Consider the following 14510-nt stretch of genomic DNA (forward strand, 5'->3'; position numbering starts at 1 on the left):
ATACCTTGGTTGCAATGATCACCGACATGCGGGGTGAAATTTCATCGCTTCGCATCGAAGTCGCGGCTCTCAAGCAACCTAGCGTGGCGACAAATCTTCTTGTCGGGGAGCCTGTCACTGATAGCGGTGACGATGGGGCGGTGGTTCTTCTCAAGGCAGAATTACACGGCCTCGCGAAATGCATTGCAGAAACCAAGCTAGAGATTGCCGCGATCCGGCCTTCGGGGCCTGCGGGCAGCGATGATCACATAACCATCGTCGCTAACGAATTGGATGCAGTGGTTGCCGCGACGGAGGACGCCACCCAGTCCATTCTCGATTCGGTCGAGGCCGTGGATACCATGGCGCAGGAACTACGTTCCCACGTATCCAACGCCTATGCAGGCGGTATCCTCAACGACATTTCGGAAAAAATGACGGCGATATTGGAAGCCTGCAATTTCCAAGACATCACAGGCCAGAGAATCACCAAGGTGGTCAATACCCTCAAATATGTCGAGCAGCGCGTTAACGCTATGATCGCCATCTGGGGTGAAGAGGCCGCCGCTAATGACATCTCTTCGCCAAAGGAAGACCTTCGTGAAGGTGACGCCCGGCTTCTTAATGGCCCACAACTCGATGGCATCGGAATTAGTCAGAACGACATCGACGCGATGTTCGGATAGCGTTTAAAGGCATGGTTGCCGGTGGGGCAAGAGGATACAGGAATGTCGGTTGATGGTGCCGTGCATAGTGAAAACAGCCAATCGCCGTTTTCAACCCATGTTGAAGAACTCGAAGCTGCTAACGATGCTGCTGAATTGCGTGCTGCTTTGGATCGCGTGGTTGAGACATGGTTACCTCGCCGCGAACACAAAGCGCCTTTGCACGAGATGATCCGCCTGTTCTTTACGCATTACGCAAGCGGAAACAACGCGACCACACCAGAAAAGCTTCTTATTTTGCGCCAATTCAGCATGGAAACACTTCGTGCTGTCGCCGAGAAACACAAAATGCTGCTTGCTCGGTCGTCAACCCTAGAGGGCGTCGTTGAGGCCACAGCCATTAATGTGATTGAGGCCCCGAGTTATCCACCTCGCAAATCCTTCGAGGACATTTTTTCTGACGCGATGTGCTGGCGTCCTCGATCAATTTTGTCTTTCTTTCATCGCCGAAACCCAGAGTGCGTGCGCACTTTGAAACCATCTTTTGCTCTCTCCCCGGACTTTTCCGAGAAGTTAGAAGCAGTGGTCCGTGCGCATATTGTTCCCGCAATGATGAAAAGCCGCACAGTCACCATTGTCGGCTCATCGTGGAAATGGAACCCAGAGACATCAACAGCAGTCGATCTTTGGTCTTTTATCGAAAACGATCCCAATAGTGCGGAGCGCATACGGCAGAGCTGGAATGGAGCCTGGGAAGCCCTATACCAGCGGAAGGTTACCAAGCAGGTCGGCAATGAAACCAAGGAAGTCCTAGTCGCTTCCAAAGAGCTACAGGCACTTCGGCCATTGCTGGAATCTGACCTCTACGACTTGCCGACCGTGCGCAACCGCGAACTCGATCTATTTCGCTCTCTCCTTTTTGAATATGACCCCCTGGTTCTAGAGCGAAGCTGGGTCAAGGTGAGGCAAATTTACGAGCAGGAGATGGACCGGCGCTCGTACCAAGACAAGGCGCGTGAGGGAGCTTTGCGTGACTCTCTGCTTGAGGTATTCGACCGCCTGTCAGATCGAGCCGGAGAGTTTCTTGTCATGCTTGCCTATTTTGCTTTCCCGAATATCGATGTCGCGTTCCTTGAAAAGTTCACCCACAACAAGGGCCGGAACCATGCGGATCGAGAGGAGCGGGTTCCTTATTTGATGCGGTTTCTCAATCAGGATGGGGTTGCCGAGGTCAAGCTGCTTGAGTCAAATCTTCGTCGCGCCCGCGAGGAGGCGGCCAAAGCGGCAATAATCGCCAACCGATAAATCGTCGGCATTCTGATGGGGCGGTCATGCGGGAAATGGGTGTCCTAATTTTGATTGGAATTCTCGGGTCGGGATGTACAGAGGTCAAGCGCAGTGCCTGCGCAGTGCCTGGGTAACTCAACTTAGTTTCCGGTATGACCTCTCCGTGTCCCCGCCGTCGTCAGATGGAAGCCCGCGATGAGAAGCGCCTGGGGCCGCTGTTTCCCGGGTGTTCGGCTCCTGACAAAAGGCACTTTCTATGACACTCCCCAATTTCGAGCATCGCAGAATCTTGATGGAATATATATTTTCATGTACATATGCGATTGTAGGGGTCGGTAAATATAAGTTATTTTGTCGGATATTGATGCTTTGTTGTCTGTAAGTTTAAAAAATTAGAAGATGCTACATAAATTGTTTTGCTGGGTTATGGGGTGAATCTTAAATCAAACGCGAATTTGTTGCGGTAAGAGGCTGAGTTGCATGGATGTAAAAGTTGACAGCAAGCCGCATGTGATTGGAATTGGGGCCTCTGCCGGAGGATTGGAGGCCCTTAGCCAGTTTGTAGGGGGGATGCCCCTGGACCTTGGCTGCATTTACGTCATCGCCCAGCACATGTCGCCAACGCATCGCAGCATGATGGCGGACATTCTGTCTCGTGAAACCCGACTGCCGGTTCGTGAACTCGCCGATGGCGAACGCCCCCAACCGGACGTCATATATATCATCCCGCCCGGTACAAATTTGGTTTTCAAGGACGAGTGTTTCGTCCTCAGCCAGGCGTCTCCTGAAATCTCTCCAAAGCCCTCGATCAATATACTTTTTCAGTCCATGGCCGACGAATTTGAGGAGCGCGCCATTGGAATAATCCTTTCTGGCACCGGATCAGATGGCACGAGGGGGTTGAGGGCAATCAAGTCGGCGGGGGGGATTACCTTTGTCCAAATCCCCGAGACCGCCAAATATGATGGCATGCCGCGTTCGGCTATCGATGCCTGTGTGGCTGATCGTATTGTATCACCAGACCAGATTGGGCGCGAGTTAGAGCGTTTGGTGCGCTTCCCAGGCATGCTGCCGAATCTTGAGAGTGGTGAACAGCGGCCCGCTGAGCTATCAGACCTGTTTGAGCGCGTTCGACTGCGCACTAAGATTGACTTTTCCAGCTACAAACTGTCCACGGTCCAGAGACGTTTACAGCGAAGGATGGCTGCTACCAATACCGGAACCCTCTCTGAATATTTGAGCAAGACGGATAGCGATCCCGACGAGCTCGATGCTCTGGCCAAAGAGACGTTGATTTCCGTAACAGAGTTTTTTCGGGACAAGGATGCCTTTCGCGCCTTGGAGAGGCACGCCCGAGAGATTGTGAGCCGTAAACTTCCTGGTGAAGAAATCCGAGTTTGGGTGGTCGGGTGCGCCACTGGCGAGGAAGCCTATTCGCTGGCAATCATGTTTTCGGAATTAGTTTCCGAGAGAGGCATTGGAAGCCGTCTCCAGGTTTTTGCGACAGACATCGACAACAACGCAATGAGCGTCGCTCGGCGGGGTATCTATAACCAGACCGCCATGGCGGAAATGCCCCAAGAATATGTTTCGAAGTATTTTATTCCCTGTGGCAACGGATTTGAACCGACCAAGGAACTTCGGGACTGCGTCACCTTTGCACGGCAGGACGTCAATGTTGATCCGCCATTCCTGCGGCTGGATTTGGTCACCTGCCGCAACGTGATGATCTATTTCAACTCTGATCTCCAAGCCAAGGTTTTATCGATTCTGCGCTATTCGCTTCGCGAAGATGGCCTACTGTTTCTTGGGCGCTCTGAAACGGTTACCCAGCAGGAGGCCATGTTTGCGTCAGTGGATCGGCGGGCCAGAATCTTCCGTCCACGGGGACAGAGCCGTCCCATCACCATGGGAAAGCTGGTAAGGGGACAGCTAAAGGTTCCAAAACATGAGCCGAGAAATCCGGACAGATCGAATGAGCGGCTTTTTCTGAATGCCCTTGCAGACCATTTTGGACCGGCAATGCTGATTGATTCAGGTTGCCGGATATTGCATAGCCACGGACCGGTTTCTCGGTTTATCCATTTTCCGACGGGAACGCCGGAAATGAATCTCGCTCAATTAATAGTGCCAGAGTTTTCCAATGAAATCCTGACCACGATGCATCGCGCTCGTCGTCGTCAGGCTAGTTCCTATAGTCGGAAGCGACGGATTTCGTCTTTGGACAAACAGGTATGGCGGTTGGCGGTTCATCCCGTGGGAGAACTGGCTGAAGCAGACACTTTTTTGGTAGTTTTTGAACGTTCTGCACAAGCCGATGCCGCTAACGCCGTCAAGGAAACTGAGCCACAAGACGGTGCTGAAGTTTTCCCCGACGATGAGTTGGCATCGACACGAGAGCACCTCCAAACTTTGATGGAGGAAATGGCTGCCTCCAATGAGGAAATGCAGGCGCTTAATGAAGAAGTGCAGGCATCTAATGAGGAGTTGCAGGCATCCAATGAAGAGCTTGAGGCTTCCAATGAGGAGCTTCAGGCCACCAACGAAGAGCTGGTAAGTGTCAATGAGGAAAGTCTGATAAAGTCAGCCGAGCTTGCTGCGATTAATAGCGATTTTGAGGGTGTTTATAACACAATTGATTTTCCTATTATGGTGTTTGACCCTGAGCTTTTCCTGAAGAGGGCCAATGGTGCTGCAGTTAAGACCTATGACTTGCCACTCTCAGCAAGCGGAATGCATATAGGACGCCTCAAGCTACCAGCCTTCCTCGACAACATCGATCCTGGATCGCGCCCTGGTGCCGCTCCGCAAGGCGGATTGGCTTTCGGGAATCGGCGCATGGGACACGGCCACCGATCAGGGCTATGCCGGCTAATCCGGTTGAGCGGAAAGTCGTAACGGTGTCTCAGAAGCAAACGCCCGTTGCATAGGCCCGGGGAGGCCGCCAGGATATGCGAATTCGTTGGATGCAGAGGCCTCGCCGATGCCTGATATGCTTTCGTTCTCGGCACCCCTCGCCCAAGTATTGTTTCCGACCATCGCTTCGATCATGCCCCCTCCCGATGTCGGATGTCCTGTTTCTCGGCCGTTCCAATGGCGATAATCAGAGAATTTTGATGGGATCTTTCCAGGATAGGCAGCTTATCTATAATTGCTGTGATGGTATCGTTGTTTTATATAGTTATCGTATCGTCGTTACTGTGACCGCTTGATGGCACTGATGATCTTATTTCCAACGATCTTCGCATCGAATGGCTTGACGATATAATCGGTAACGCCAGCGGCCTTTGCGGCCTTCAAATTGGAAATACCGGATTCTGCCGTTATCATGATGAACGGCGTTTTCTGCAATTGCACATTCGACCTTATTTCCTTCAGGAGTTGAAGACCCGTTATCGGCTCCATATTCCAATCGGAAAGCACAAGTCCATAACTGTAGGCTTTCATCATCTGAAATGCCATGGAGCCATCCTCTGCCTCATAGCTATTCTTGAAGCCAAGCATTCTAAGAATATTTTTTAATATCATCCTGATTGATTTATTGTCATCGACAATAAGAATATCGATGTTCTTGTCGATATACATGTATCGCGATCCTTTCCTCGGCGATCAAAGGTGGCCAAGAACCTTCCTAACCCCAGTATGGATCTGCTTCAGGGAGAACGGCTTTTCCATATAGAGATTGGCGCCTACCGCATAAGCGGCCTCTTCGGCGTCCTTCCCCGCCATGCTGGTCAGGAGAATAATGGGAATCTTGGCGTCGATGCCCTCGATTCCGGCGCGAATCCGGCGGGTGCATTCCATGCCGTCCATGACCTCCATCTTCCAGTCCATGATGACAATGTCGAACCCGCCGGCTTGAAGTGCGGCAAGAGCCTCGGCCCCGTTTGCCACCTCGACGATTTCCTTCGCACCGAGGCTATGCAGCGTCATATGAACCGACATTTCCCATATGGGCGATCCATCCACCCCTGATTGACGCCAGAATAGCCAAATTCCGGCCCAACCGGAAGGCGGAATGGCGCGGCGATAGCCGCCGCAGCAGCAAAATCGCCACCTCGACCGCCAGGGTCGGCTCCGCTGGCGTGATCCCAGCTTGTTTTGCGATGGCGCGGGCACACTTCGCCTGTCATCCGCCTCTTGCCGACGCTCCCAGCTATCAACATGGCGCTGGCTCTCGCGGTCGAAGATCGTCGATCATGTCGAGGATACGGCGGAACAGGTCTCGCGGCACCGCTACCTCGGCCATCTGGAAGACGGCGTAGCGGGCGTGGCCGATGACCTTGGCTCCGATCTTCACCACCTTTTCGCGGATGGTGGTGAGCGACCAGCTTTCCAACTCTTCCGGCAGGGCCAGGGTGCGCAGGAAGTTGGAGAGGTTGTAGGCCAGGGCGTGAAGCTGAAGCCGCACCGCGTTGGCCTTCATCGTCCGGCAAGACAGCCGGGTCCACTTCACCGCGTTCTTGCCCTCCTTGATGTACTGCTCCGCCGTGCCACGCTGGTTGTAGAAGGCGGTCACGCGGGCTGCGGGTCGGGTCAGGTTGGTGACAATGAAGCCGACCCGTGGATACAGTTCGCCGGGATGCCATTCGACCTTGGCGACCACGCGGCGCTTCCGGCTCCATGACTTGGCCTGATAGCTGAAGCTGGCGTAGAACCGCTGGACGTATTTCGGAGGACGACCGACCGGGCGCTTGAGCAGGTGGGCGATGTGGCTCTGAAGGACCGTGTTGGCCTTGAGGCGGATGGTGTACTTGTAGCCCTCGGCCTCCAAATAGTCGTACAGGTCGGGCAAGGCGAAAGCCGCATCGCCCCGGAAGAACCGCCGCTTGGTCTTGTCACGATACCGCGTCACCACAGGTTCCAGCACCGAGCGCCAGTCATCGGCGCTGTGGACGTTGCCGGATCGAAGGGCGCTGCGTTCAAGGTCGCCAAACTGGTTGAACACGAACAGCGGATGGTAGCAGGTGCAGCCGAAATGGCCGTTGTAGGCGGTGCCTTCCTGCTCACCATGGGTCGGGCTGACGCTGCTGTCCATGTCCAGCACCACGACGTTGGTGGGACGGCGGGCATGAACCGCGTCGATCCATTTCCCTGACAAGTCAGTCAGAGCAGCGAGGTTCGGCTTGCCGGTCAGCACCCCGGTCTCGAACCGCCCCATCTGGCTGGTGGACGCGGCCTCCTTGGTCACAGCCCTGCCGCCGACGATCCAGCGCATCGCCGGATCATGGCCGAGGCGGTCGGCATCGTTGACATCCTCGTACCCGGCGAGGCGGCCGAACACCGATTGCCGAAACTGCGCCGTCAGGGTGTGACGGTTGTTCTTGCCGGTCCTGATGTCGGCCAGAACCTGTCCGGCCATCTCGGTCAGGCCTAGGGCGTCGTCCAGTTCCCGGAAGGCGAGCAGCCCGGCGTCCGATGTCACCTTCGAGCCGTGGAACTCCAGCTTGAGGCGGCGGTCAAAAGCGACCCGCAGATCGCCAGATTCCGTTTCACCCGCCGCCATCTCCATAAAYAGCCCCTCAGATCGTCCGTACCGCCTTGATTTCTATATCAGATTTGGCAGCCGCCGTCACGTAATCGCAGCGCCATCTGGGAAATCCGGGGCTAATGGTGCCGACGAGCGGGTACCGCTTCTCAAGCGGCATGTCGTTCTGCTGCTGCATGATCTTCTCCTTGTGGAGCATCGTTGGTGGATTGCGACCTGTCGGATCCGAGGCGATGCCTCTTCCTTCATTTCCTGCGCCGGCGGCGCTCGTCCGAAGCGCCGCCGGGCCGCAGGCGGGCCTTCCTGTCCTTTTTCCCTACGAGCAGTGCCGGAATCCCTGGGGGAACCTCACGGCGTTGCTGAGCGCGAGGCCCAGGGTCGGCAGACGGGATTGCATGACCCGGAACGAGTAGTCCTCGCCACGGAGCTGGTATTGGCCGATCAGGCAGACCGGGTTCTCGATGCCGTTCTCGCGGACGAAGTCGGCCAGCCTTTCCGCTGCCCGCCCGAAGGCGACGCATTCCAGCGGCAGCGCTTCGATGGCCATCTCCTTGCGCCGGAGCGTGAAGCGGACCATCGGGCGCCCGTCGCGCAGCGTCGTGGGCCGGGGATCGGCGATCGTGCCGGCGATGGTGTAGGTGAGTCCCGGGCTCATGCGGTGCGGGCCCTTCGGGTGCTGGACGCCCTTGGCCGCGTCGATCTGCGACTGGACCTTGCCCCAGTTCACCCAGGTGAGGTTGGGGTTCGCGCTCTTTCCGTACGAGCCCATGGCGGGTCTCCTCGAAGGCGGCGGTTCACAGGGGACAGGCCCGCCGGAGCGCGAGGCCCCGGCGGGTCGTCCTGGCGGCGCTGGGAGGCCTAGGCGGCGGCCTGCTGCTCCGGCTCCTGCTCCTGGCCCTTGGCCTTGGGCTGGCCGGCCCACAGGGCATGGAAGCGCATCGCGGTGTGCTCCTTGCCGTCGGAGCCGGTGAACTGGCGGCGGTCGAACCGGCCGAACAGCTTCACATTGCCGCCCTGGGCCTGCTCGACGGCTTCCTTCACCTTGTCGATGTGCGCGGCGAAGACCATGCACTTGACGGTCTTGCCGTTGGTGCGCAGCAGGGAGAAATTGGCGTAGGGGCGGCCTTTGCGGTCGGTCCCCAAAGAGACATCGGCGACGGTGCCGGTCAGGTTGTAGGTCTTGGCGGCGGTGGCGGCGGCGGTCGAAGCGGTGGTGGTCATGTGCTTGATTCCTTGCGATGTTCGGGACCCATCGGGGTCGCTCCTCCCAGGAAGCGACCCGTGGCGTTCCGTGATTTCCCTTTCCGGGGTTCCGGTTCGGGTTCTTTCGGCTCCGTGTTCCGCGGAGCCATCGGTCTCTTGGTCTCTTTCTGCCCGGGCGTTTCGGCCTGGCTAGAAGTCCAGCGAAGCCCCTTCATCGGCTTCCTTGGACTTGGCCTTCGGCGCGCCGGCCCACAGGACACGGAAGCTCAGGGCCGTGCGGTCCTTGCCGTCGGAGCCCTTGAACTGGCGGCGGTTGAACACGCCGAACAGCCGGATCTCGCCGTCCTGGACGATGTGCGCGGCTTCCTTGACCTTCTCGATATGCTCGGCGAAGGCGATGCACTTCATGGTCTTGCCGTTCGAGCGGGTGATGGTGAAGGTGCCGTATTCGCGGTCCTTGCGATCGACGCCCAGGACGATCGGGCCGATGACGCCGGCGATGTTGTAGGCCTTGGGCTGGGTGGCGGTGGTCGAGGTGGTGCTCATGGTCTTCATCTCCTGCCTTGATTTCGCGGAACCCATCGGGGTCGCTTCTCCCAGACAGCGACCCGAGTGGTCCGCCTTGCCTTCCGAACCGCTTGCGGTTCGATTCCCTGGCTCCGTGTTCCGCGGAGCCCTTTCCCTTCCTGCTTTTCCTGCGGGCCGAGGTTGACGCCTCGGCGGGAGCGCCCATGTCGGCTTGGCGCCGTGGTCGAGATGCGGCTCTGGATGGCGGAGGCATCGCGTCCCGCCTTCGCACCGGCAGGAGGGTTCATGGCTTCGTTCGTCCAGATTTCGGCCGTGCAGTTCCGGGACGGGCTGCCGAAGGGCTTCGGCGCGTTCCGTCGCCCCGGCTCCAACGAGATCGTCTTCATGCGCCCCTTCCCCGGGGATCTTCGCGACCCCCAGGAGCTCTTCGTCGTCATCCTCTCGGGCATCGAGTGGGGGAACGGGGAATCCCGCTCGGCGGGGGAGGACGCGATCCGGGTCGCGCTGCTCCACGGGCCGAGCGATCAGCTGGTCTTCTCCGGGGATCGGGTCAATCGCTCCGGCACGGTCGAATCCGTGATGTCGCGCGTCCGGGACCGGGTGTCGCACCTTGAGCGCCGATCGCGGAGGGACAAGTGCCCGGAATGCGGCTCGCCGCTGCTGCGGCTGGACGCCCGCGATGGGCGGCCCTTCATCGGCTGCAGCGGATACAAGCCCGCTGGCTGCCGATACACGCGGAAATTCCCCTGATCGACCGGAACCGGCCGCCCCCATCTTCTCCCGTGAAGGAGGATGCATCATGGCCGGAACCGCACGGATCAGCCGCAGGACATCGACCGAGATCGATCTCGTCGATGTGCGTGATCCGTCCATGCCCATGGTCCGCGGGATCTCGGGACGCCTGCGGGCGTTCGGCACCGTCGATGTCGAGGTGGAGGTGGAGATCTCCGTCGCGGATCTGCTGGTGGCGGAGAAGGGCCGGGCCGAGCTGCGCGAGCATCCGAGGACGATCCGTCTCGCGCCATTCACCGGCATCGCCTGGGACCATCCTCGGTTCCCGGATCTCGGCGACGAGGAGGCCATCGCCTTCCTGATCGCGGCGGCGATGGAGGGTATGGAGGCGGGATTTCCTCCCCTGACCCCGCCGACGCCGGCCTCCCCGGAGGGCCAGCAGGCACGCGGACGTGCCCTGGAGGCGGCATTCCGGCTGCTGGGCTTCGCGGATTTCGAGGTGGAGGGCGAATCGGCCGGGCTGCGCGTGCGTCCCTACGGGACCAGCGCGTTCGTCCTCGGCGGGGAGGATTGCGCATCATCCTCCGATTGGTTCCATGTCCGCCTCCTGACGGAGGGAAGCCGCATCATGGGCGAGGTCATGAAGGAGCTCGGGTTCGACACCGGGCGGGTGGTCGAGTTCGACAAGAGCGGACTGGCCTTCGCGGCGGAGCGGGCCGCGACCTTCCACAACGGCGAGCCGTCGGCGCATGAGACCCTGGATGCCGAGGCCGAGGCCCAGGCGGCGCTCGATGCGCGGCCGGATCTCGTCCGGGACGCCGGGAAGCTGCTCGCCTGGTGCAGGGAACGCGACGAGGAGCCGCTGCTTCCTTTTCGTCTTCTCTGATCGCCGGCGCCCTCCCGGGCATCAGGCCGCTGTGCGGCGCCTGTGATCCTCGGCCCTGAGGGCCAGTTCGGAATCCATTCGGACCAGCGCGTCGCGCAGCCTTCCTCGGGCGCGGTGGAGGAGCTGGCGTACGCGTTCGCGGCTGATGCCTTCGGCATCGGCGACCTGCTGGTAGGAGGCCGTCCGATCGTCGCGCCCGACATCGCAGGCCAGCAGGATGCGGCGGTCGCGTTCCGGTAGCCCGGCGAGCGCGGCGGCGATCATGGGGCGGAGCTCCTTCCTCTCGATCCGTTCCATGATGGCGGCGACGGGATCCTCGGATGCGGGGTCCTGCTGCAGGTCATCGAAGCCGGCGACGGGGACATTGCGCTCCACCGCCATGCGCACCCGATCGGGCTTGCGCCTGCGCTTCGCCGCCGTGGCCAGCACCGCCTGCTCGCTGTCCATCCCCTTCCGCATGCAGGAGGCGTGGACCTGGATGACCTTGGCATCGATGCCGGACAGGAGGGTGCGCTGGGTGATCATCGCCGTGAGGCGCTCCTTGCGCTTGTAGTCCACCACCGTCGCGAGGCTTCCTCCGCGCGCTGGGTCGTAGGCGTCGATGGCATCGATCACGGCCATGCGGACCTCCTGGCGGACATCGTCCACCGTGGCGAGGTAGCGCCGCTTCACCGCGTGCCCCTTCGCGTAGCCTTCGAAGCGCCCGATGAGGATTTCCCTCGCCGCCGGCTGGCGCTCGCGCTGCCAAAGCAGGGCGAGCTCTTCGTTGGTGCGGGCTTCCAGGGCTTCGCGTGATGAGGATGCCATCGGTGCTTCTCCCTTCCTTCTCATCCGGCGAATCGGGTGGTTCTCCGCCGCCTCGCCGCCGTTTCGCCGCCGCGAGGCATTGCAACTCGTTGTTCCGATTGAGGAATCGGCTCCGCCTCGCCGCCGCCTCGCCGCCGGTCCGGAAATGGCGGGAATCGGATCCCGGGTGGATCAAGCGGCGGTTGCGCGGGAGAGCCCTTCGAGCGCCCTGGAGATCGCGGCGGCGGATGGGCGGATGACGGCATCGGCATGGACCTTGCGGCGCCGGATGACGATCACCTCGCTGGCCGGCTCGCCGGCGATCCAGTCGTCGTCGCCGTCGTCATGCGGCCAGGCGGGGGATTCCCAGTCGTAGAAGGGAGCCTGGCTTCCGAGGTCGAAGCCGTCGGGGATCGCCTCGTCCTTCTCGAACAGGAGGCACCAGCGGAAGGCGGCCGCAGGCCGTTCCATCTCGGGCTCGTCGTGGCGCTCGTCGCGGCGATGCCTCACCTCGTTGCCCATCGCCTGGAACTCGCTGTCGCGCAGCAGGCGCTTCTTGGCGGCCGCGAGGATGGCGCCCACGGTCTCCTCGGTGACCGGAGAGCCGTTGTATTCGTCCTCGGCGGCGGCGATTTCCTTCCGGGTCCAGGCCTCGCCGTTCAGTCCGCGGGCGCGTTCGAGGACGCGGCGGAGCTGGGGCGGGAGCACCCGCTGGATGACGGCGCGGAACCTTGCGGTGAATTCCGGGTCGCTCACCTTGTCGAAGGCGTCCTCGTCCTCGGAGGCGAGCGTATCGCCCAGCGTCGCGGATCCCTCGTCGTCGTTCATCGTCGGCGCATCGAGCGAGGCCGTGAACTCCAAGGCGCGCAGCATGGCCGTGATGCGGCCCCGGGCCTCCTTCTCCTTGCGGGCCAGATCCTTGGCGCGCTCGTCGGGGGTGGCTCCCTTCGCGGAATCGGGGTCGTAGAGGCCGATGGCCGCCGCCAGTTCGAGATCCGTCGGACGTGGCTCCTCGAGGGCCGCCGAACGAGCCAGCTCGCGGCGGATCTTCAGGATCATCTTGCCGTCCTTCTCGGGGATGTAGGCGGCGTTCCTGTGCTCGTGGAGCCAGACGCGGACGGAGCCGAGGATGAAGCGGGCCAGGAAGGTGGAGACGCTGCCGGCGGCCGGGTCGTAGCGATCGAGCACCGGCAGGCAGTCGGACATCACGGCATGGAACAGGTCGTCGAAATGCTTGTGGATCTCGAGCTTCGTCATCCCGCAGGCCTTCGCCTTGTCCCGGATGGTCTTGGCCAGGGCCCGCGCGTTGCTGGTCCAGAAGCGCTCGCGCTTGCGCAGGAACTCCTCCATGAGGGCTTCGGCGGCGAGCCGGGCCTCCCGGAGGCTGGCCAGCGGCAGGCCGATCTCGGCGCGGATGGTCCGCAGGTTCGACAGGGCGGCGGAGAGGCCGAGGAAATCGGCCTGGCGCGCATCCTGGGGGTGCTTGGCCAGCACGCGCTCGGAATAGCCGGGCGTCTCCTCACGCCAGCCGAAGATGGCGCGGATGCGGGCCTCTTCCGCGAGGTAGCGGTCCTCGGCGTCGGAGAGGCGGTCGATGATCTGCCGGAGCCGGGCGGAATCGATGATGAAGCGCTTCCCCATCATGCCGTCCAGGGCGCGGCGCGCCTTCCGGCGCAGCTTGGCGTCGGAGCCACGCATTTCCGCGAGGATGCCGATCAGCTCGGGGAACATCAGGCGGAAGTCCTTGATGCCGAGTTTCCGGGGGACGCTGAAGCCCGATTCGTTCGCTCCGACCGTCGCGGCCCAGCGATCCACCTGCGGGTGGGCGGCGGGGATGGACAGGAGGCGCGTCGCAAGCTCATGGCGCAGGCGCTGAAGCTCCGAGGCGGCCGCGATGCGCTCCTCCTTGGTCACCGGCGCGGTCTCCTGGCTCTTCAGGTAGGCGTCGATCGTATGCATGGCTTCCTCCGGTCCGACCGCTCGTTCCATGGCCTGCGCGAGGCCTTGTAGCTGATATAGAGCGATCTGGCCGGGTGAAGGGCCGAAGGGCCGAAAAATCGACCGATGGAAGCATTTCGTTCATCTTCGGCCCTTGTGCGTCTTTGGAAACGACACCACCGCGACGGAGGACGAGGCGGCGACAAGGGCGTTAAATGGACGGAATACGCAATACGGATCAATGGCTTATAGGGTGCGTAGTAGGCTTCTGAAAACGACCCACAAGCCCTTGACGAGGGAGTCTTCGGGACCCATGTGTACACTAGAAGGCGAAAACGCCTCGAAGGCATGGTCGGTTCAACAGGCGGCATCCGGAGGTGAGCAGGGACGAGAGGACGGAGGATCAGATGGGTACCGCATTCGCTTGGGCTTGGACCTTGGACTGGTTCGACCGGATCTTCCGGGGGATGAAAGCCCTCTTCGTCACCGTCTCCTTCCTGGTCATGGTAGGAAGCGCCCTCGCCGTCTCCCAGATGTGGGACTCGCACCTCGCTGCACGCGGCCAGTCCGCGAACACCGCCAGGACCTTCATGGCTGTGCTGGGCTCCATCGGAACCTCGGCGAAGGCCTATCTCCCCTCCATCCTGTTCTCCGTCGCGGGCACCGCCAGCGATTGCCTCGGCGATGAGATGGCCATGGCGGGGCAGGCCATCGGAGTCCCCTTCGCTCCTTCCGCCTCCACGGCAGGCGCCTGCGGGGCCTCGGCGACCCGGACGGCGAACATGCTTCCCGCTGCGACCATCGCCACGGCCATGAACGCATGGAACGCCCTGAAGCCGGCCATGCCCGCCGCGAGCCAGGTTCTTCCTCCCAAGGCCTACCAGGCGGTCCAGCAGGTGCGGTATCCGGCGCAGCCCGGCCCCGTGTGGTACGGCGGCGGCCGCTGAGCCTTCCTTCCCGGATGGAGGATCGGGGCCTGCTCATGCAGGCCCTTTCCTTTTGCGCGTGATGGCTTCCA

The 14510-nt window shown here is 60.8% G+C and carries 15 protein-coding genes; 6 read left to right on the plus strand and 9 right to left on the minus strand.

What is annotated here, in order from left to right; genetic code table 11:
- Nucleotides 1-14: 14 nt before the first annotated feature.
- The 3 genes from WV31_RS19430 (at nt 15) to WV31_RS19440 (ending at nt 4829) form a co-directional block, all read left to right on the plus strand.
- Nucleotides 15-665 carry a protein phosphatase CheZ gene (locus tag WV31_RS19430; RefSeq protein ID WP_168186002.1) on the plus strand — a complete coding sequence of 217 codons (651 nt, stop codon included), beginning with the start codon at nt 15-17 and terminating at the stop codon, nt 663-665.
- A 42-nt stretch (nt 666-707) separates the two neighbouring features.
- Nucleotides 708-1949, plus strand: coding sequence for a hypothetical protein (locus tag WV31_RS21825; RefSeq protein WP_145980917.1), 1242 nt, complete (start codon nt 708-710; stop codon nt 1947-1949).
- Nucleotides 1950-2411: 462 nt separating this feature from the next.
- Nucleotides 2412-4829, plus strand: coding sequence for a chemotaxis protein CheB (locus WV31_RS19440; RefSeq protein WP_237051386.1), 2418 nt, complete (start codon nt 2412-2414; stop codon nt 4827-4829).
- 297 nt (nt 4830-5126) lie between these two features.
- On the opposite strand, the gene WV31_RS19445 is transcribed toward WV31_RS19440, so the two are convergent.
- The 7 genes from WV31_RS19445 to WV31_RS19470 all read right to left on the minus strand — a co-directional run bounded on the left by WV31_RS19445 (nt 5127) and on the right by WV31_RS19470 (nt 9168).
- Nucleotides 5127-5516: a response regulator gene (locus tag WV31_RS19445; RefSeq protein WP_085375087.1), complete on the minus strand. Its 390-nt coding sequence runs from the start codon at nt 5514-5516 to the stop codon at nt 5127-5129.
- Nucleotides 5517-5540: 24 nt separating this feature from the next.
- Nucleotides 5541-6050 (minus strand): response regulator, encoded by a 510-nt coding sequence (locus tag WV31_RS19450; RefSeq protein ID WP_335645100.1) that lies wholly within the window; start codon nt 6048-6050, stop codon nt 5541-5543.
- Between the two features lie 40 nt (nt 6051-6090).
- Nucleotides 6091-7443: an IS1380 family transposase gene (locus WV31_RS19455; RefSeq protein ID WP_085375089.1), complete on the minus strand. Its 1353-nt coding sequence runs from the start codon at nt 7441-7443 to the stop codon at nt 6091-6093.
- Nucleotides 7444-7453: 10 nt separating this feature from the next.
- Nucleotides 7454-7597 (minus strand): hypothetical protein, encoded by a 144-nt coding sequence (locus tag WV31_RS22240; protein ID WP_168186004.1) that lies wholly within the window; start codon nt 7595-7597, stop codon nt 7454-7456.
- Nucleotides 7598-7735: 138 nt separating this feature from the next.
- A complete protein-coding gene (locus WV31_RS19460) occupies nt 7736-8188 on the minus strand; it encodes a hypothetical protein (RefSeq protein WP_085375090.1) in 453 nt (150 codons plus the stop codon).
- Nucleotides 8189-8277: 89 nt separating this feature from the next.
- Entirely contained in the window at nt 8278-8640 is a 363-nt protein-coding gene (locus tag WV31_RS19465; protein WP_085375091.1) for a hypothetical protein, read from the minus strand.
- 171 nt (nt 8641-8811) lie between these two features.
- The gene (locus tag WV31_RS19470) at nt 8812-9168 is read right to left on the minus strand and encodes a hypothetical protein (protein ID WP_145980918.1); all 357 of its coding nucleotides are present in this window, start codon (nt 9166-9168) and stop codon (nt 8812-8814) included.
- 267 nt (nt 9169-9435) lie between these two features.
- Between WV31_RS19470 and WV31_RS19475 the strand changes: the two genes are divergently transcribed.
- The gene (locus tag WV31_RS19475) at nt 9436-9900 is read left to right on the plus strand and encodes a topoisomerase DNA-binding C4 zinc finger domain-containing protein (protein WP_145980919.1); all 465 of its coding nucleotides are present in this window, start codon (nt 9436-9438) and stop codon (nt 9898-9900) included.
- 49 nt (nt 9901-9949) lie between these two features.
- Complete coding sequence (locus WV31_RS19480; RefSeq protein WP_085375094.1) at nt 9950-10768, plus strand: hypothetical protein; 819 nt, start codon at nt 9950-9952, stop codon at nt 10766-10768.
- Between the two features lie 21 nt (nt 10769-10789).
- Here the strand turns inward: WV31_RS19480 and WV31_RS19485 are convergent, their stop codons facing one another.
- Both WV31_RS19485 and WV31_RS19490 read right to left on the minus strand, forming a co-directional pair.
- Nucleotides 10790-11575: a sigma-70 family RNA polymerase sigma factor gene (locus tag WV31_RS19485; protein WP_168186005.1), complete on the minus strand. Its 786-nt coding sequence runs from the start codon at nt 11573-11575 to the stop codon at nt 10790-10792.
- Between the two features lie 171 nt (nt 11576-11746).
- Nucleotides 11747-13513: a hypothetical protein gene (locus WV31_RS19490; RefSeq protein WP_085375096.1), complete on the minus strand. Its 1767-nt coding sequence runs from the start codon at nt 13511-13513 to the stop codon at nt 11747-11749.
- 446 nt (nt 13514-13959) lie between these two features.
- On the opposite strand from WV31_RS19490, the gene WV31_RS19495 reads away from it, so the two are divergent.
- The gene (locus tag WV31_RS19495) at nt 13960-14439 is read left to right on the plus strand and encodes a hypothetical protein (RefSeq protein ID WP_145980920.1); all 480 of its coding nucleotides are present in this window, start codon (nt 13960-13962) and stop codon (nt 14437-14439) included.
- Nucleotides 14440-14510: the final 71 nt, after the last annotated feature.

Source organism: Magnetospirillum sp. ME-1, assembly GCF_002105535.1.
Classification (GTDB): domain Bacteria; phylum Pseudomonadota; class Alphaproteobacteria; order Rhodospirillales; family Magnetospirillaceae; genus Phaeospirillum.